The 17,758-nt window shown below is 70.3% G+C and carries 17 protein-coding genes; 14 read left to right on the top strand and 3 right to left on the bottom strand.

The features are described 5' to 3' along the window. The first annotated feature begins 124 nt into the window (after positions 1 to 124). The 9 genes from ABZ642_RS46050 (at position 125) to ABZ642_RS46010 (ending at position 7,840) form a co-directional block, all read left to right on the top strand. A complete protein-coding gene (locus tag ABZ642_RS46050) occupies positions 125 to 769 on the top strand; it encodes an HAD family hydrolase (RefSeq protein ID WP_360497623.1) in 645 nt (214 codons plus the stop codon). Positions 770 to 862: 93 nt separating this feature from the next. Then, positions 863 to 1,621, top strand: a complete 759-nt coding sequence (locus ABZ642_RS46045; protein ID WP_360497620.1) for a VC0807 family protein — start codon at positions 863 to 865, stop codon at positions 1,619 to 1,621. Between the two features lie 81 nt (positions 1,622 to 1,702). Continuing rightward, positions 1,703 to 2,923, top strand: a complete 1,221-nt coding sequence (locus ABZ642_RS46040; RefSeq protein ID WP_360497617.1) for an MFS transporter — start codon at positions 1,703 to 1,705, stop codon at positions 2,921 to 2,923. After that, positions 2,874 to 4,046, top strand: coding sequence for an acetoin utilization protein AcuC (locus ABZ642_RS46035; protein WP_360497614.1), 1,173 nt, complete (start codon positions 2,874 to 2,876; stop codon positions 4,044 to 4,046). The genes ABZ642_RS46040 and ABZ642_RS46035 overlap by 50 nt, the downstream gene beginning before the upstream one ends. A gap of 117 nt (positions 4,047 to 4,163) precedes the next feature. After that, entirely contained in the window at positions 4,164 to 4,946 is a 783-nt protein-coding gene (locus tag ABZ642_RS46030) for a phosphatase (protein ID WP_360497611.1), read from the top strand. Between the two features lie 130 nt (positions 4,947 to 5,076). Next, entirely contained in the window at positions 5,077 to 5,286 is a 210-nt protein-coding gene (locus ABZ642_RS46025) for a helix-turn-helix domain-containing protein (RefSeq protein ID WP_067299677.1), read from the top strand. 129 nt (positions 5,287 to 5,415) lie between these two features. After that, a complete protein-coding gene (locus tag ABZ642_RS46020; protein ID WP_003948845.1) occupies positions 5,416 to 5,514 on the top strand; it encodes an AURKAIP1/COX24 domain-containing protein in 99 nt (32 codons plus the stop codon). A gap of 171 nt (positions 5,515 to 5,685) precedes the next feature. Beyond that, complete coding sequence (locus tag ABZ642_RS46015) at positions 5,686 to 6,747, top strand: NAD-dependent epimerase/dehydratase family protein (protein ID WP_360497608.1); 1,062 nt, start codon at positions 5,686 to 5,688, stop codon at positions 6,745 to 6,747. 13 nt (positions 6,748 to 6,760) lie between these two features. Next, complete coding sequence (locus ABZ642_RS46010; RefSeq protein ID WP_360497605.1) at positions 6,761 to 7,840, top strand: lysophospholipid acyltransferase family protein; 1,080 nt, start codon at positions 6,761 to 6,763, stop codon at positions 7,838 to 7,840. Positions 7,841 to 7,972: 132 nt separating this feature from the next. On the opposite strand, the gene ABZ642_RS46005 is transcribed toward ABZ642_RS46010, so the two are convergent. The 3 genes from ABZ642_RS46005 to ABZ642_RS45995 all read right to left on the bottom strand — a co-directional run bounded on the left by ABZ642_RS46005 (position 7,973) and on the right by ABZ642_RS45995 (position 11,771). Next, positions 7,973 to 9,226 (bottom strand): DUF5667 domain-containing protein, encoded by a 1,254-nt coding sequence (locus ABZ642_RS46005; RefSeq protein WP_360497602.1) that lies wholly within the window; start codon positions 9,224 to 9,226, stop codon positions 7,973 to 7,975. 234 nt (positions 9,227 to 9,460) lie between these two features. After that, positions 9,461 to 10,300 (bottom strand): ECF subfamily RNA polymerase sigma factor, BldN family, encoded by an 840-nt coding sequence (locus ABZ642_RS46000; protein WP_360497599.1) that lies wholly within the window; start codon positions 10,298 to 10,300, stop codon positions 9,461 to 9,463. 517 nt (positions 10,301 to 10,817) lie between these two features. Further along, entirely contained in the window at positions 10,818 to 11,771 is a 954-nt protein-coding gene (locus ABZ642_RS45995; RefSeq protein ID WP_360497596.1) for an HAD-IB family hydrolase, read from the bottom strand. 127 nt (positions 11,772 to 11,898) lie between these two features. On the opposite strand from ABZ642_RS45995, the gene ABZ642_RS45990 reads away from it, so the two are divergent. The 5 genes from ABZ642_RS45990 (at position 11,899) to ABZ642_RS45970 (ending at position 17,644) form a co-directional block, all read left to right on the top strand. Further along, positions 11,899 to 12,174, top strand: a complete 276-nt coding sequence (locus tag ABZ642_RS45990; protein ID WP_360497593.1) for a glutaredoxin family protein — start codon at positions 11,899 to 11,901, stop codon at positions 12,172 to 12,174. A 280-nt stretch (positions 12,175 to 12,454) separates the two neighbouring features. After that, positions 12,455 to 13,213 carry a redox-sensing transcriptional repressor Rex gene (locus tag ABZ642_RS45985; protein ID WP_360497590.1) on the top strand — a complete coding sequence of 253 codons (759 nt, stop codon included), beginning with the start codon at positions 12,455 to 12,457 and terminating at the stop codon, positions 13,211 to 13,213. Next, positions 13,210 to 14,985: a glutamyl-tRNA reductase gene (locus tag ABZ642_RS45980; protein WP_360497587.1), complete on the top strand. Its 1,776-nt coding sequence runs from the start codon at positions 13,210 to 13,212 to the stop codon at positions 14,983 to 14,985. Before ABZ642_RS45985 ends, ABZ642_RS45980 begins: the two co-directional genes overlap by 4 nt. After that, the gene (gene hemC / locus ABZ642_RS45975; RefSeq protein WP_360497584.1) at positions 14,982 to 15,941 is read left to right on the top strand and encodes a hydroxymethylbilane synthase; all 960 of its coding nucleotides are present in this window, start codon (positions 14,982 to 14,984) and stop codon (positions 15,939 to 15,941) included. Before ABZ642_RS45980 ends, hemC begins: the two co-directional genes overlap by 4 nt. Beyond that, a complete protein-coding gene (locus ABZ642_RS45970; protein ID WP_360497581.1) occupies positions 15,938 to 17,644 on the top strand; it encodes a uroporphyrinogen-III synthase in 1,707 nt (568 codons plus the stop codon). The genes hemC and ABZ642_RS45970 overlap by 4 nt, the downstream gene beginning before the upstream one ends. Positions 17,645 to 17,758 lie beyond the last annotated feature (114 nt).

Below are 17,758 nucleotides of genomic sequence, written 5' to 3'. Positions count from 1 at the left end.
GCCGATGGTACTGCAGGGGGGACCCTGTGGGAGAGTAGGACACCGCCGAACAAATTTTAGGAAAGGCCCACGCCGTTATGGCGTGGGCCTTTCTGTGTTTGTGGGTGCGTTTAAGCTCGGTGGTATGCGCTACGACCTGGTTATCTTCGACAACGACGGCGTCCTCGTCGACAGTGAGCCCATCTCCAACCGGCTCCTGGCCGCCTATCTCACCGAGCTCGGACATCCCACCTCCTACGAGGACTCCATACGGGACTACATGGGATCCGCGATGCACCGGGTCCACGAGCTCGTCCAGGAGCGCACCGGGCAGCGGCTGCCCGACGACTTCGACGACGTCTTCCACGCGCGCGTGTTCGCCGCCTTCGAGGCGGAGTTGAAGCCCGTCGCCGGGGCGGCGGAGGTGCTGGAGCAGCTGGCGGCGGACAGGGTGCCGTACTGCGTGGCGTCGTCCGGTAGCCATGAGCGGATTCGCGTGGGGCACCGTACGACCGGGCTCGACCGGTGGTTCGACGAGTCGCGGGTGTTCAGTTCGCAGGACGTGGGGCGGGGCAAGCCGGCGCCGGATCTCTTCCTGTACGCGGCCGAGCGGATGGGGGTCGCGCCGGAGCGCTGTGCCGTGGTGGAGGACAGTCCGCTGGGCGTGCAGGCGGCTGTCGCGGCCGGTATGGACGTGTACGGGTACACGGCGATGACGCCGGCCGACCGGCTGCAGGGCGCCACCCAACTCTTCTCCGACCTGGGGCAGTTGGCTGACCTGCTCGAATGACCGAGGGCATCGTGGTGGGGCTGACAATTGTCATGCCGAGCTGCGGACGATCGTTTCTACTGGAGGACCCGACCCGGACGCGAAGCTAAGAGCATGACGAAGACGACGAACGCCGGGTCCCCGAACAGCAACCAGGACAAGCGGCAGCCCAGTGTGCTGGAGAACTTCAAGCCGCTGATCGTGGACGTGGCGGTTCCTCTCGGGTCGTACTACCTCTTCAAGGGCGCCTTCGGGATGAGCACCTTCGCGGCGCTCGCCTGGAGCAGTGTGGTGCCGGCGCTGCGGACGGTGTGGAGCGTGGTCAAGGAGCGTCGGGGCAACGCGTTCGCGGGGCTCATCCTGCTGGTGAACCTGGTGTCGCTGGCGCTGAGCTTCGTCTCCGGAGACCCGCGGCTGATGCTCGCGAAGGACAGCGGGGTCAGCAGCGCGATCGGGATCGCGATCCTGGTGTCGGTGGCGATGGGCCGGCCGATGATGACCGAGGGGCTCAAGCCGTTCGTGCTGAAGGGCGATGCGGCCAGGGAGGCGGCCTTCGAACGGCTGCGGTCCGGGTCGGCCGCGTTCCGGCGGTCGGAGCGGGTCTACTCTCTCGTGTGGGGTGTGCTGCTGCTCGCCGAGTGCGTGGTGCGGATCGTGGGGGCGTACACCCTGCCCGTGGACACCATGGTGTGGCTCGGCACGGTCATCCTGGTCGGCGCGATCGGGATCGGGATGGTGGTCAGCGGCGGGCTCGCCGCCGAACCGATGGCCCGGATGATCTCCGCCGAGGTGACGGCCATGGCGGGGACGTCGCCGGAGGGGGCGGAGGAGACGGCGGGCGGCGTGAAGCGTGAGGTGGCTGTCGCCGCCTGACACCGCCGTAGGTAAAGGTGAAGGAAATTCATCTTTGGCTGGATCTACCCACGAGTACGCCGGGGCCCTACGCTCGCCGCCATGACAGATGTGCTGCGGCGCGGTAGGGCCTCGTTGGCGTTCAGCTTCTTCACGCAGGGCGCCACTTTCGCGCTGCTCGTGACGCGCATCCCCGCCATCCAGGACCGGTACGGCGTCTCCGACGCGCTGCTGCCGGTCTTTCTGGCCGCCGTGCCGATCCTGGCCGGCGTCGGCAGTGTGACCACCGAGCAGCTGGTGAAGCGAATACGGCCCAGCCGGCTGCTGCGCTGGTCCCAGCCTGTGGTGATGCTGGCGCTGCTCGGGGTCGGGGCCGGCGGCCAGGTGGCCGAGCTGGCGGTCGCGCTGGCCGCGTTCGGGCTGGCGGTCGGGGCGTTGGACGCCTCGATGAACATGCTCGGGGTGAGCCTGCAGCGGACGTACGGGCGCAGCATCATGCTCAGCTTCCATGCCGCCTACAGCCTGGGCGGGATTCTGGGGGCCTCGCTGGCCTGGGTGGGGGCGCACTGGCATCTCGCGCTGTGGGTGTCGTACCTGCCGGTCGTCGCGGTGCTGTTGCCGGCCGCGCTGGTGGCGAGCCGGTGGTACGTGGACGGCAAGCCAGCGGAGGACGCCGAGGTCGGGGCGGGCGCCGGTGCGGGCGGTGGGGTCGTCTTCAAGCTGCTGCTGCCGCTGTGTCTGGTGATGACGTTCGCCTACATCGGGGACTCGACCGTCTCCAACTGGAGTGCGAAGTATCTGAAGGACGTGCTGGGGAGCAGTGAGCAGCTGGCCACCGTGCCGTACAACGTGTACATGGTGACCACGCTGGTCGGGCGGGCCATCGGGGACTTCGGGGTACGGCGGTTCGGGGCCGTGGCGGTCGTACGGCTGGGGGCGCTGGTGGCGGCGGTCGGGTTCGTGGTGGTGGCGGGGGCGTCCGGGGCCTGGGTCGGGATGGCCGGGTTCACCCTCTTGGGGCTGGGGTTGTGTGTCCTGGTGCCGCAGACCTTCGCGGCGGCCGGGCGGTTGTTCCCGGGGGATTCGGATGCGGCCATCGCCCGGCTGAACATCTTCAACTACGTCGGCTTTTTGATCGGTTCGCCGTTGGTGGGTGCGCTGGGCGACGCGTGGAGCTATCGCGGGGCGATGCTGGTGCCGATGGTGTTGGTGCTGGTGACGTTGGTGTACGCCCGTTCGTTCGCGACTCGACCGGACCGATACGGTGGCGGGCATGAGCGGCCGCGCACAGCTGATGTGGGACGAGGCAGTAACGGGCTATGACTTCGGTCCGGGCCATCCGATGGATCCGGTCCGGCTGGCGTTGACCCGGAGACTGGTCGACGCGTTCGGGCTCGACCGGGCGATGGATGTCGTCGCGGCGAAGCCGGCCGGGGAGTCGACGCTGCGGCTGGTGCACCGGGAGGACTACGTCGAGGCGGTGAAGGCCGCTTCGGCCGATCCCGCGGCGGCCGATCAGTCGTACGGGCTGGGGACGATGGACGATCCCGCGTTCGCCGGGATGCACGACGTGTCCGCGTTGATCGCCGGGCAGTCGGTGGGGGCCGCCGAGGCGGTGTGGCGGGGGGACGTCGACCACGCCGTGAACTTCGCGGGTGGGCTGCACCACGCGATGCCGGGGGCGGCCTCCGGGTTCTGCATCTACAACGACGCCTCGCTGGCGATTGCGCGGTTGCTGGAGCTGGGCGCCGAGCGGGTCGCCTATGTGGATGTGGACGTGCATCACGGGGACGGGGTGCAGGCCGCGTTCTGGGAGGATCCGCGGGTTCTGACCATCTCGCTGCACGAGCATCCCCGTACGTTGTTCCCGCAGACCGGGTGGCCGCAGGAGGTCGGGGCCGGGGCGGGGGAGGGCTCCGCGGTGAATGTGGCGCTGCCGGCGGGGACCGGGGACGCGGGGTGGCTGCGCGCGTTCCACGCGGTCGTGCCGGAGCTGGTCGCCGACTTCCGGCCCCAGGTGCTGGTGACTCAGCACGGTGCCGACACGCACTTCGAGGATCCGCTGGCGCATCTCGCCGTTTCGCTGGACGCGCAGCGGGCCGTGCAGGTGGCCTGCCATGAGCTGGCGCACGAGTACGCCGGGGGGAAGTGGGTCGCGTTGGGGGGTGGGGGGTACGAGGTGGTGGATGTCGTGCCCCGGTCGTGGACGCATCTGGTGGCGATCGCCGCGGGGCGGGAGATCGCGCCGGAGACGCTGGTGCCTGAGGCATGGCGGCAGGAGGTGTTCGCCCGGACTCGGCAGTTGGGGCCGGGGCGGATGACGGACGGGCGGTGGCCGGTGGGGTGGGCGGAGTGGGAGGCCGGATACGACCCCGCCGACCGCCTGGACCAGGCGGTGCTGGCTACGCGGCGGGCCGTGTTTCCGTTGCGGGGGTTGTTGGCCTAGGGGCCGGCTGATCGTTACGCCAACTGTGGGGTGTTGCTCTGCTTCCGGGGTCTTCGGGCGGCCGGGTCCATCACTATTTCTGGCGTGTCGAGTGGTGGTGGGCTTCGGGACTATCTGATGGCCGTGGGGCTGGCGGGGGTGGTGGCTTCCTCCCGGGAGCGGAGTCTTCGGCGTTATCGGCTGTTCGCGGCTCGGGATCCTCGGGTGTTGATCGGTATTGATCCGCAAGGGGACTGGAGCGAACAGGAGTTGGTCCGGTTGATGGCGGGCAGGTGTGGGGTTTCGGACGATCTCCGGTGCGTTTCTGGGCATGATGTGATCGATCCTGAGTTGACCGTCGCCGCGCTCGATGCCTTCGCGGAGCGGGTGGGGAATGTCGCCCGGCGGCGGGCGCCCGTGTTGTTCGGGACCGGGCACCCGCACCGGCTGATCGGCTTCTACGCCGGTCTCGCGGACGCGTTGTCGGCGGCGGGGTGTGAGGTCCTCACCCCCGCGCAGGGTCGCTGTGTCGACATAACGACCCGGTTCGGTCTACGTACGTGCAACCTTGATTACGTACAAGGTGTCGGGTTGGTGCGGGAATCGGGAGGTGAACGCCCCGGTTGTGCGCCGGGTACGCACACGCACTCACCGCTGCCGGTTCGGGTGGCGCTGGACGCGGCGGCGAGCGGCGGCGGGCCGTTGCCCGAGCTGGTGGTGGGGGACCACGGGTGGGTCTGCGGTGCTGGTCAGCTCGGGTTTGAGGCCATTGGGCTGGCGGATACGGATGACCCCGCGCTCTTTGTGGGCGAGGCCGAGGGGGTCGTGTCCGTGGCCGTTCCGGTTGATGACGGCGTGCGGTCCGATTGCTACACGCCGCTTACCCGCTACGTACTCAATCGAGCGTGTCTGTCACAGTAGGCCGCCGATGGGTGCACCTCTTCCCCACTCGCATCACCCGCCCCTACATTGGGGAGTGAGCACGCAACGACGAAGAGTCACCGGAAGGGGAAGCCGGTGGCCCGTCGAGTGCGGAAGGTTCAGGTGTGTCATGGCAGCTGGCGAGAGGCCTCTCAACGAGGTCGTGTTCCTGACCGTGGCGGAGGTCGCCGCGGTGATGCGAGTGTCGAAGATGACCGTGTACCGGCTGGTGCACAGCGGTCATCTGCCCGCGATCCGGGTGGGGCGGTCCTTCCGCGTCCCCGAGCAAGCGGTACACGAGTACCTTCGCGAGAGCTATGTGGGGGTGGAGACCGCCTGACGACGGTTTCGGGATACCCGGAGCACCTCGATTACGACCTCAGCGCTCGGGCGGGTAGGCTAGCCCCTCGTAGGTCGTATGGGCCCATGGCGCCCAGCACCGAGTGATGAGAAGTGAGCGAGGGTAGTCGTGGGCTCTGTTATCAAGAAGCGGCGCAAGCGGATGGCCAAGAAGAAGCACCGCAAGCTGCTCAAGCGCACGCGCGTTCAGCGCCGTAACAAGAAGTAATTACGGCGCCGAGCCGCGAGAGCTTGTGTATGGCCCCCCACCAGTACGGTGGGGGGCCATACGCATTTTCCGGCCGCGACGGCTCACCATGGCCTGCTGAGGGTCATGCCAGCGCAACATCAACCCGCTAAGTTGGCCCGCATACGGGAACACGGAAGAAAGGCGCTGATCTTGGGGAAGGTCGTGCTCGTGACCGGAGTGGCCCGTCAACTTGGGGGCCGGTTCGTACGGCGGATCCAGCGTGACCCCGATGTCGACCGGGTCGTCGCCGTGGACGCGGTGCAGCCGGAGCATCATCTGGGCGGGGCCGACTTCATCCAGACCGACATCCGCCAGCCGACCGTCGCCCGCATCCTCGCCGAGACCGGCGCCGACACCGTCGTCCACATGGACGTGACCGGTACGCCGCTCGGCAGCGGGAGCCGGGCCACCGTGAAAGAGACCAACGTCATCGGGACGATGCAGCTGCTCGGCGCCTGCCAGAAGTCGCCGAACGTCAAGCGCCTGGTGATCAAGTCCAGTACGAACGTGTACGGCTCCGCGCCGAAGGATCCCGCCGTCTTCACCGAGACGACCCCGCCGAAGTCCCTGCCGAGCGGGGGGTTCGCGAAGGACACGGTGGAGGTGGAGGGGTATGTGCGGGGGTTCGCCAGGAGGCGGCCCGACGTGGCGGTGTGCGTGCTGAGGTTCGCCAACATCCTCGGGCCGACCGCCGACACCCCGCTCGCCTCCTATTTCTCCCTCCCCGTGCTGCCCACCGTCTTCGGGTACGACCCCCGGCTGCAGTTCGTGCACGAGGACGACGTGATCGACGTCCTGCGGATCGCCTCGCACGAGCCGGCGCGGGGGACCCTGAACAGCGGCACGTTCAACATCGCGGGCGACGGCGTGCTGTTGCTCTCCCAGTGCTCGCGGCGGCTGGGGCGGCCCACCGTGCCGTTGCTGCTGCCGGCGGTCACCTGGGCCGGGTCCCTGGTACGGACGCTCGGTATGAGCGACTTCTCGCCCGAGCAGATCCGGTTGCTGACGCACGGCCGGGTGGTCGCCACCGGCCAGATGCGGGAGACGCTGGGATTCCAGCCGCAGTACACGACGGCGGAGACGTTCGCGGACTTCGTGCGCGCCCAGGCCACGGGGCTGCTGCCGCCGCAGGTGGTGGCCGCCGCCGTCGACCGGATCGCCGCCCTGCCCGTCCTGAGCGGCGGCAAGACACCGACGCAGAGCGCCAACTGAGGAGCGCAACACGATGGCGGACGCCAAGGTCATTCCGTTCGACGACGACCGGTCCCGCGGGGCTGCCGTGCAGCGGCCGGCCCGGCGCCGGGGGCCGGGCAACCGGCGCAAGGGCGGCGGCGAGCAGGCGGCGGTGCGCGAGTCCGGGGCGGTGCGTGAGGTCCAGCCTCTCGCCGGGCGGATCCCCGCGCAGGAAGATGTGCATGTGACCCGGGAGAGCGCTGAGACGGACGTGCCGGAGCCGAGCGACGACGCCGGCCTGGAGCGGCGCGTCGCACGCGGTCTCGCGTTCCTGCGCCGACGGCTGACCGGGGACTACGAGGTCGACGACTTCGGGTACGACGAGGAGCTGACCGACAAGGTCCTGATGTCCATGCTGCGGCCGGTGTACGAGAAGTACTTCCGTGTCGAGGTGAAGGGCGTGGAGAACATCCCGGCCGAGGGCGGTGCGCTGATCGTCGCCAACCACTCCGGGACGCTGCCGATGGACGGGCTGATGATGCAGGTCGCGGTGCACGACCAGCATCCGGCGAATCGTCACCTCAGGCTGCTGGCGGCCGATCTGGTCTTCGTGCTGCCGGTGGTGAACGAACTGGCCCGCAAGCTCGGGCACACGCTCGCGTGCGCGGAGGACGCGGAGCGGCTGCTGGGGCAGGGTGAGCTGGTCGGGGTGATGCCGGAGGGGTTCAAGGGCATCGGGAAGCCGTTCAGCGAGCGGTACAAGCTCCAGCGGTTCGGGCGGGGCGGGTTCGTCTCGACCGCGCTGCGGCAGGGGGCGCCGATCATCCCCTGCTCGATCGTGGGGGCCGAGGAGATCTACCCGATGCTCGGCAACGCGAAGACGCTGGCCCGGGTGCTGGGGATTCCGTACTTCCCGCTGACGCCGACGTTTCCCTGGCTCGGGCCGCTCGGGGCGGTGCCGCTGCCGACGAAGTGGACGATTCAGTTCGGGGAGCCGATCCGTACGGACGGCTATCCGCCGGAGGCGGCCGAGGATCCGATGCTGATGTTCAACCTGACGGATCAGGTGCGGGAGCAGATCCAGCACACGCTGTACAAGTTGCTTGTGCAGCGGCGGTCGGTGTTCTTCTGAGCTGCGCTGCGTCGAGCGTCGCGTGCGGGCTGGGTGGGGGCTGGTCGCGCCCACGCGGCGGAGCCGCACATTGACGCAGCCCCGCGCCCTGGGGAGACGGGGTGCCCCTCGGCTGAGAGGCACCCCGATCCGTTAGTTGCCCGCGTCCTCGCTGTCGATGCCCAGGCCCGGTAGGAGGCCGGGGAGGAGCGGGGGCAGGGTGACGTCCGGTTCGCTGGTCGGGCTCTTTGACGGGGATGTGCTGCTGCCGCCCGAACTCCCGGTCTTCGGGGGGTCCAGGAGGCCGCCCGCGGCGCCGCCGATCAGGCCGTCGTCGGCGCTGCCGGAGGCCGAGCCGCTGGGGCTGCCGGTGCCGGACTCGTGGCCCGAGGCGGAGCTGCCCGAGGACGACGGGGCCGTCGACCGGTGGCTGCCGGAGGTGCCGGTGGACGCCGTGCCGGTGCCCTGCCCGCCGGCGCCGCTCCCGGTGCTCTGGGAGGGCTGGGGAAGCAGGGACTGCAGCGGGGCGACCTCTTCGTCTATGGCGTCGAAGACCGACGACACCTGCTGACTGACGTCCCCGAGCTGGACCGGGAGCCTGTCGCGCAGCGCACCCCAGGCCTGGCGGTGGGACTGGGCGAAGGCGGACAGCACCTGGATGGGGCCCAGCGAGTTCGGATCGCGCTCGTAGGCCTCGTGCAGCAGCCGGTGGCCCTCGGTGACGTCGTGCTGCATCCCGGACAGGGTGCGGCGGATCTCGCCGATGGACTCGTGGTCGAGGTGGCCGCCGCGATCCCGTTCCATCAGCCGGCGGGCCTCCATCAGCCGGGTCGAGGCCTGGTCGAGGTAGGTCTGGCCGCGTTGGTCGTCGCCGTCGGCCAGATAGTTCAGCTTGAAGTCCTCGATGCCACGTTTGAGGCCGTACAGCGAGTCGCCGGGCAGGGCGTCGGAGCTGGCGGCGGCGACGCCGCCGAAGGCTCCGGCGGCCACGCCGACGCTCAGGCCGCCCGCGGCGAGCCCCTTGGTGAGCCGGGAACGCGGTCGCAGTTTGCCCAGTGGGCTGGCTCGGTGTGCGCCCTTGGCCCGGTGGGAGCGCTGCTCGGGAAGCGACGCGTCCGCCGCCCCGCCCAGGGTGCCCTCCGCCAGCATGGCCTCCATAGCGGCCACCAGCTGGGCCCGGTGGACGACCTTGACCTGCGGGTCGAGCACCGGCTTGGGCAGTGCGGCGAGCCCTGTCGCCAGGGCCAACAGCTCGCCCTGATCGGTCCGTTCGGCCCGGTCCGCGGTGGCCGGCGGATCGCCCGCCGGTACCTCGGACCGCTCGGCCGCCGGGTCCCGGTCGGGCTGCTCCTCCAGGGCCTGGGCGAAGGCGTTCGCCCGCCGGTGCGCCGATACGTTCGCGATCACTGGCGGCACCTCCTCTCGTCATGACGGTCGACTCCCCAGGGGGTCCTGAGGGTTGCACGCCCTCGACCGATCCACACGAACGTGTGATCAGGGTCTTGCTGGACGTGACCACAGGGAGCCTGTATCCCGCACAACGAGTGGCTCGGCACTTGGGTTACGGACGACCGACGATCGGCTGAGAAAGGCAACAGGCTTTCACCGAGCGTGAGTTGGGTGTCGCCGAGCGTGCCCGGCTCAGCGCGCGTCGTCCGGGAGGAGCCGGGCGAGAGTGCGCACGGCCCGGTACTGGAGGGTCTTGATGGCGCCCTCGTTCTTGCCCATCACGCGGGCGGTCTCGGCGACCGAGAGGCCCTGGAGGAAGCGGAGCGTCACACACTCCTGCTGCTGGGGATTGAGTCGTCGTACGGCGTCCAGGAGCGCCGCGTTCGAGAGGGACTCCAGGACGGAGTCCTCCGGGGAGCGCTCGACCTCGTTGGCGTCGAGCATCTCACCGGTGGTGACCTCCAGCCGGAAACGGCTCGACTTGAAGTGGTCGGCGACCAGGTTGCGGGCGATGGTGACCAGCCAGGCGCCGAAGTCGCGGCCCTGCCAGGTGAAGGTGCCGATCCTTCTGAGAGCGCGCAGGAACGTCTCACTTGTGAGGTCCTCGGCGGTCGCCTTGCCGCCGACGCGGTAGTAGATGTAGCGGTACACGGTGTCGCTGTACTGGTCGTAGAGGCGTCCGAAGGCGTCGGACTCGCCGGCCTGGGCGCGCTCCACGAGATCCATCATCCGTGCGCTGTCGCTGTCCGCGGCCGGGCGGCGGGCGGCGGGCGCGGCGGTGCCGGTGGCACGGCCGCGTCTGCCGACGGCGCGCCCGTCGCCCGACCGCCGCCCCTCGACGACGGCGCTGCGCGCCGGCACCTGTTCCATGCCGTCGGCCAGTGCGTAGCACGGGCCGATCGGTGCGGCGGTGGCGAAGGCGGGGACGGCGTACGCGGTCGGGACAAGGCCGCGCAGCGTCTCTTTGACCGTTGCGACAGTTGCGCGCAGCGTAGCCAGGCCCGAGGCGTCAACCCCGACGTGTGGGTACACGGGACTCCCAGAGGCAGAGCTTCCATCACGTGCAGTACGGAACCTTTCACCCGTCGTAGCGACGGAGGGGTACCGGTTTGCGTCTGAGGAGAATAACGCTTCGTGCAGGCACTGCTACACCGAGTTGCTCAAATCACCGATTGCGTCGCTTCTGTAACCGATTTGGGGTGGTTCAAGTGCCGCAGGGTGATCGGTTGTTGATCAGAAAGATGCGTGTTGAGGCGGAGTAGAGGGCGTGTTGGGATGGCGGCGCGATAATTCGGGCGCGCGAGGTTCGGGGCGCCGGGGTGTGTGGGTGGGGGTGGGCGTGGGGGACGCTTACCGGCGCTTGCAGGGGCCGCCTGCGCCCACCCGTGCCGCCCCAGCGGCACAACTGCCCGCAGGCTGGGTCGGCTGACAGGGCGCCCTCGGCGGCGGCGCCCCGTCAGGGGCGCGGGGAGCCGCGCGAGCGGCCACAGGCCACCCGCGGACGGGACTCGGCCCGCAGTTCTACGGCGCTGTTCCGGCAGGCGTGGCGCTACCGGCGCCGTCGGCTGATTGCGATCGCCGCCGCCGTGCCACCGGCCACCGCTCCCACCCCGGCCGCCGCCGGGATGCCCACCTTCGCCGCCTTGCGGCCCGTGCGGTAGTCGCGCAGGCGCCAGTCCATCTCGCGGGCGTGCCTGCGCAGCTTCGTGTCCGGGTTGATGGCGTACGGGTGGCCGACCAGGGACAGCATCGGGATGTCGTTGTGGGAGTCGCTGTAGGCCGCGCAGCGGGACAGGTCCAGGCCCTCGGCGGCGGCGAGGGCGCGTACCGCCTCGGCCTTCGCCGGGCCGTGCAGGGGCTCGCCGACCAGCTTGCCCGTGTAGATGCCGTTGACCGACTCGGCGACCGTGCCGAGCGCTCCCGTCAGGCCCAGCCGGCGGGCGATCACGCCGGCGATCTCCACCGGTGCCGCTGTGACGAGCCACACCTTCTGTCCCGCGTCCAGGTGGGCCTGGGCGAGGGCGCGGGTGCCGGGCCAGATGCGCTCGGCCATGTACTCGTCGTAGATCTCCTCGCCGATGGTCTGCAGCTCGGCGACCCGGTGGCCCTTGACGATGGACAGGGCGGAGTCCCGCGCGTCCTGGATGTGCTGCGGGTCCTCCACGCCGGCCAGCCGGAACCAGGCCTGCTGCCAGGCGAACTTGGCCAGGTCGCGGGTCTCGAAGAACTTCCGCTTGTACAGGCCCCGGCCGAAGTGGAAGATCGCGGCGCCCTGCATGACCGTGTTGTCGAGGTCGAAGAACGCGGCGGCCTTGGTGTCGCCGAGCACCGGGAAGTCCGGTTCCGCGGCGCCCTTGGACAAGGCGTCGTCGGCCGGGGCCGACGCGTCCTCGACCAGGGCTTCCTGGCTCTTGCGCGCGGCCTCCGCCGAGGCCTCGCCTGCCAACACGCTCCGCGCCGTGGCGGAGCGCCTACGGGGAGTGAGCCATCCGAGAGCGGCCATGTCGTGAGCATAGCCAGTCTGTTCGGTGGTCCCGGAGTCGCGGGAGTTGGGTGGGTGTGAACTCTCCGCGACCGGTCCGTTAAACAAGGCGGCGAACAGGGCGTGGCGGGGCGGGAGAATGGACCGCATGAGTCCTCTCTTCGGCCGCAAGGCACCTGCGTCTCGTGCGCGTTTGGTCACTCTGATCCGTAAGCCGGGTTGTCATTTGTGCGATGACGCACAGGTCGTGGTCGAGAAGGTGTGCGGCGAGCTGGGGGTGGACTGGGAGGAGAGGGACATCACCCAGGATTCGCAACTGCACGATCTGTACTGGGAGCAGATTCCGGTCGTACTCGTCGACGGTGAACAGCACACCTTCTGGCGTGTGAACGAAGAGCGCCTCCGCAAGGCACTGACCGACTAGTCCAAACGGGCCGGAAAGTCGCTTAGGATCGACGGCGGCTTGGTCTCGGGGGCGGGATTCGTGAGGAGTGTGTACTGTTTTGCCCCCATCCGAGATGGAGCGCGAGCGCCTCTGCGCCGGTTCCCCGCGACTGCGCCGGGGGCGCGTGACCCCGGTCACGTTGGCCGGGCAAATCGGACACCATCTTTGTGCACGCGTTCACAAAGACATAGCCTGCTGTCGACGGGGCGGTCTGGGAACGTGTGACCGTCCGCAGCCCCGCTCTACCCGCAGGAGCACCGTGGCAACTGGCCGAACTCACCGACCGGCGACCCGCAGCCGAGGGATCCCCGAGGCCACTGTCGCCAGGCTTCCGCTGTACCTCCGGGCGCTGACCGCACTGTCGGAGCGCTCGGTCCCCACGGTCTCCTCCGAGGAACTGGCGGCCGCCGCGGGGGTCAACTCCGCGAAGCTGCGCAAGGACTTCTCCTACCTGGGCTCGTACGGAACGCGCGGTGTCGGCTACGACGTCGAGTATCTCGTCTACCAGATCTCCCGTGAACTGGGTCTGACCCAGGACTGGCCGGTTGTGATCGTCGGTATCGGTAACCTCGGCGCCGCCCTGGCCAACTACGGCGGGTTCGCCTCCCGCGGCTTCCGGGTCGCGGCCCTCATAGACGCCGACCCGGCGATGGCCGGAAAGCCGGTCGCGGGTATCCCGGTGCAGCACACCGACGAGCTCGAGAAGATCATCACCGACAACGGTGTGTCGATCGGGGTCATCGCCACGCCCGCCGGTGCCGCCCAGCAGGTCTGTGACCGGCTCGTGGCCGCCGGGGTCACCTCCATCCTGAACTTCGCGCCGACCGTGCTGACCGTCCCGGACGGTGTCGACGTGCGCAAGGTCGACCTCTCCATCGAGCTGCAGATCCTCGCCTTCCACGAGCAGCGCAAGGCCGGCGAGGAGCACGAGGGGACGGCTCCGCCCGTCGCCGCCGCCCGCCAGAGCTCCACCGAGCAGGGACCCGACGGGGACGTACCCGCCGTGATGCCGGCATGAGTCTCCTCGTCGTCGGGCTGAGCCACCGCAGCGCCCCGGTCAGCGTCCTGGAACGGGCCGCGCTCACCACGGACGCCCAGGTCAAGCTGGTCCAGGACACGGTCGCCGCCGAACCGGCCGGCGAGGCCGCGATCCTCGCCACCTGCAACCGCATCGAGCTCTACGCCGACGTGGACAAGTTCCACGCCGGAGTCGCCGAGCTGTCCACCCTGCTCGCCCAGCACTGCGGGGTCGGCCTCGACGAGCTCACCCCTCATCTCTATGTGCACTACGAGGACCGGGCCGTCCACCATCTGTTCTCGGTGGCCTGCGGGCTGGACTCGATGGTCGTGGGCGAAGGACAGATCCTCGGGCAGATCAAGGACTCGCTCGCCCTGGCGCAGGAGATGCACAGCGCCGGCCGGCTGATGAACGACCTCTTCCAGCAGGGCCTGCGAGTCGGCAAACGCGCCCACTCCGAGACCGGGATCGACCGGGCCGGACAGTCCCTGGTCACCTTCGGCCTGGAACAGCTCGCCGCCGGTACCGACGTCGAGACCTGGGCCAAGGGCAGGAAGGCGCTGGTCATCGGCGCCGGTTCGATGTCCTCGCTGGCCGCCGCCACACTGGCGCGGGCGGGCGTCGCGGAGATCGTCGTGGCGAACCGGACGTACGAGCGTGCCGAGCGCCTGGCCCAGATCCTCAACGACAGCGACGACACGGACGTGGTGGCCCGCGCGGTACCGATGGACTCGGTGCCGGTCGAGCTGACACGTGCCGACGTGGCCGTCTCCTGCACGGGTGCGACGGGGCTGGTGCTGACCGCGGAGGCGGTTGCCGAAGCGGTCGGCGGACGGGTACCGGACGTCGCTGCGGGCCGGGGGCCGGTCACCGGACCCGGCGCCGACGGGTTGCCGCCCGGGTCCACCCTCGCCCAGTCCCGGCTTCGCCTGACCGGTGCGCCCGGGGAAACCCCCGTCGCCCCGGGCGGCACGCATGCCCGCGGCCTGACGGACTCCGACGAGAACTGTCCGCTCGACCTCGCGGCCGAGCAGAGCGGTTTCTCCGTGATGGGCGAGGCCGCCGTCGCGGGGATGGCCGCCGCCGAGCTGGAGCAGCACGCGGCCTGGGTGGACAACGCCACCGTCGACATCCGGGAGGCCGGGCGCCGTACGCCCGAGACCGACGCGGAGCTGATCGGCGCGCTCGCCGCGACCGCCGCCCGGGTGGGCCGCATCCCCGAGCTGCGCAAGCCCGAGCCGGTCGCCGGCTTCGTCCGGCCCGCCCCCGAGCTCTTCCTCCTCGACCTCGCCATGCCCCGCGACATCGACGCTGCCGCGCACCGGCTGGCCGGGGTGCGGCTGGTGGACATCGAGTCGCTGGCGGAGGCGTCCGCGGACGCCCCCCTGGCGGCCGACGTGGACCAGGTACGGGGGATCGTCGCCGACGAGGTGGCCGCCTTCGGGGCGGCACAGCGGGCCGCGCACATCACGCCGACCGTGGTCGCACTGCGCACCATGGCCGCCGATGTGGTGGCCGGTGAGATCGCGCGGCTCGACGGACGCCTGCCCGACCTGGACGAACGGCAGCGCGGGGAGATCCGGCAGGCCGTGCACCGGGTCGTCGACAAGCTCCTGCACGCGCCGACCGTACGGGTCAAGCAGCTCGCCGCCGAGCCCGGCGGCGCCGGGTACGCGGATGCGCTGCGGACCCTGTTCGACCTCGACCCCGAGACGGTGGCCGCCGTCTCCCGGGCCGTGGACAGCACAGACAAGAAGGACCGACCGGCATGAGTGACAACCCACTGCGACTGGGGACCAGGCGATCCAGACTCGCCATGGCCCAGTCCGGGCAAGTGGCGGAAGCCGTGAGCCGGGTGACCGGACGGCCCGTCGAGCTCGTCGAGATCACCACCTACGGCGACACCTCCCGCGAGCATCTCGCACAGATCGGCGGCACGGGGGTCTTCGTGACCGCCCTGCGGGACGCGCTGCTGCGCGGTGAGGTCGACTTCGCGGTTCACTCGCTCAAGGACCTCCCGACCACGCAGCCCGAGGACCTGGTCCTGGCCGCCGTACCGGTACGCGAGGACCCGCGTGACGTGATCGTCGCCCGGGACGCGCTGAAGTTCACCGACCTGCCGCGCGGGGCCCGCATCGGCACCGGTTCGCCGCGCCGGGCGGCGCAGCTGAACGCGTACGCGCGCACCCACGGGCTGGACATCGAGACCGTCCCGGTCCGCGGGAACGTCGACACCCGGATCGGATACGTACACGACGGCGAGCTGGATGCGGTGGTGCTGGCCGCGGCCGGACTCAGCCGCATAGGCCGCCTCGACGAGGTGACCGACTTCCTGTCGGTCGACACGGTTCTGCCCGCCCCCGGCCAGGGGGCACTGGCGATCGAATGCGCCGCGGACAACGCGTCGCTGATCGCCGCGCTCGGGGAACTCGACGACCCGTTCACGCGGGCCGCCGTGACCGCCGAGCGATCACTGCTCGCCGCCCTGGAAGCCGGCTGCTCCGCCCCTGTGGGCGCGCTGGCCGACTTGCTGGCCGACGGGCAGATTGTCAAGGAAATGCGCCTGCGTGGCGTCGTCGGCACGACCGACGGCACACGGATGGTGCAGTTGTCCACCACCGGTCCCGTGCCCGAGACAAACGACCAGGCGACGGCGCTCGGTCGCGAACTCGCCTCCGAGATGCTTGCCCAGGGCGCGGCCGGTCTGATGGGGGAGCGAGCACAGTGAGCCCCACCAACCTTCCCGCCGGCCTCGAACACGGGCACGTCACCTTCCTGGGTGCCGGACCCGGGGATCCGGGACTGCTGACCTTGCGTGCCGTGGAGGCACTGTCCAGCGCGGACGTCCTGGTCGCCGAGCACGACGTGCTCGACGTGATCAGAGCCCACGCCAGGCAGGGCGTCTCCGTCGTACCCACGAATCCGGGTTCCTCGTCGGACCCGTATCAGGGCACAGGCACGCCTCAACTAACGGTTGTTGACGGAGCGTCAACAGCCGCTGCGCTCCCGCCAGCGCGGGATGCCGCTCATCTTGTCATGGAGGCCGCGCGGGGCGGCAGGCGGGTCGTCCGTGCGGTGTCCGGGGACCCGGGACTTGATACGTACGCGACCGAGGAAATGCTCGCCTGCGCCGCCGCCGGTGTGCCCTTCGAGGTGGTGCCGGGTGTCGCGGCCGTGGTGGGTGTACCCGCCTACGCCGGTGTGCCGCTGCGGGACGCCCACGGCGCGGACGTGCGTTTCGTGGACGCCCGTACCGCCTCCGACCGGTGCTGGACCGAGGTCGGTGCCTCGGACGGCACGGTCGTGGTGTCGACGACCCTCGACTCGGTGGCCGCGGCCGCCGGGGAACTGGTCGCCGCCGGCCGCAAGCCGGACACCCCGATGACGGTCACGGTCGCCGGTACCACCACCCGGCAGCGGACCTGGACCGCCACCCTCGGCACGGTCGCCCAGACCCTGAAGCAGGCGAAGGCGCTGCCTTCCCCGGAGGGCGGCCGGCCGGTGATAGCCGTGGTCGGTGAGCGGTCCGCCGCCGCCCAGCGCGACCAGCTGTCGTGGTTCGAGTCCAAGCCGCTGTTCGGCTGGAAGGTCCTCGTACCGCGTACCAAGGAGCAGGCGGCGACCCTTTCCGACCAGCTGCGGTCGTACGGCGCCGTGCCGCACGAAGTGCCGACGATCGCCGTCGAACCGCCGCGCACGCCCCAGCAGATGGAGCGCGCGGTCAAGGGCCTGGTCACCGGGCGGTACGAGTGGATCGCCTTCACCTCGGTGAACGCGGTCAAGGCCGTACGGGAGAAGTTCGAGGAGTACGGGCTCGACGCGCGTGCCTTCGCGGGCATCAAGGTCGCGGCGGTCGGCGAGCAGACCGCGAAGGCGCTGGTCGCCTTCGGCGTGAAGCCGGACCTGGTGCCGTCGGGCGAGCAGTCCGCCGCCGGACTCCTCGAGGACTGGCCGCCCTACGACCCGGTCTTCGACCCGATCGACCGGGTGTTCCTGCCGCGTGCCGACATCGCCACGGAGACGCTGGTCGCCGGGCTGATCGAGCTGGGCTGGGAGGTGGACGACGTCACGGCCTACCGGACCGTGCGGGCGTCGCCGCCGCCGGCCGACACCCGGGAGGCCATCAAGGGCGGTGGCTTCGACGCGGTGATCTTCACCTCGTCGTCCACCGTGCGGAACCTGGTGGGCATCGCCGGGAAGCCGCACAACGTGACGGTCATCGCGTGTATCGGGCCGGCCACGGCCAAGACGGCCGAGGAGCACGGGCTGCGGGTGGACGTGATGGCTCCGGAGCCGTCGGTGGGCAAGCTGGCGGAGGCGCTGGCGGAGTTCGGGCTGCGAAGGCGCGCGAGCGCGCTGGAGGCCGGGGATCCGGTGACGCGGCCGAGTGAGCGGCGGCCGGGGGCCCGACGTCGGCGCAGCACTACGTGAGTCAGGCCGTGAGGGGGGGGGACTGCCCGGCGCCGCCTCCAAGCTGGAGCGGCTGCGCCCCTTCCGGGCGGTGGTACGGGAGAGCCCGCGCGCCGTCGGCCGGCTCACCGGGTA

This window comes from Streptomyces sp. NPDC007157, from assembly GCF_040634235.1.
Classification (GTDB): Bacteria; Actinomycetota; Actinomycetes; order Streptomycetales; family Streptomycetaceae; genus Streptomyces.
This window is presented reverse-complemented; position numbering and strand designations above follow the sequence as displayed.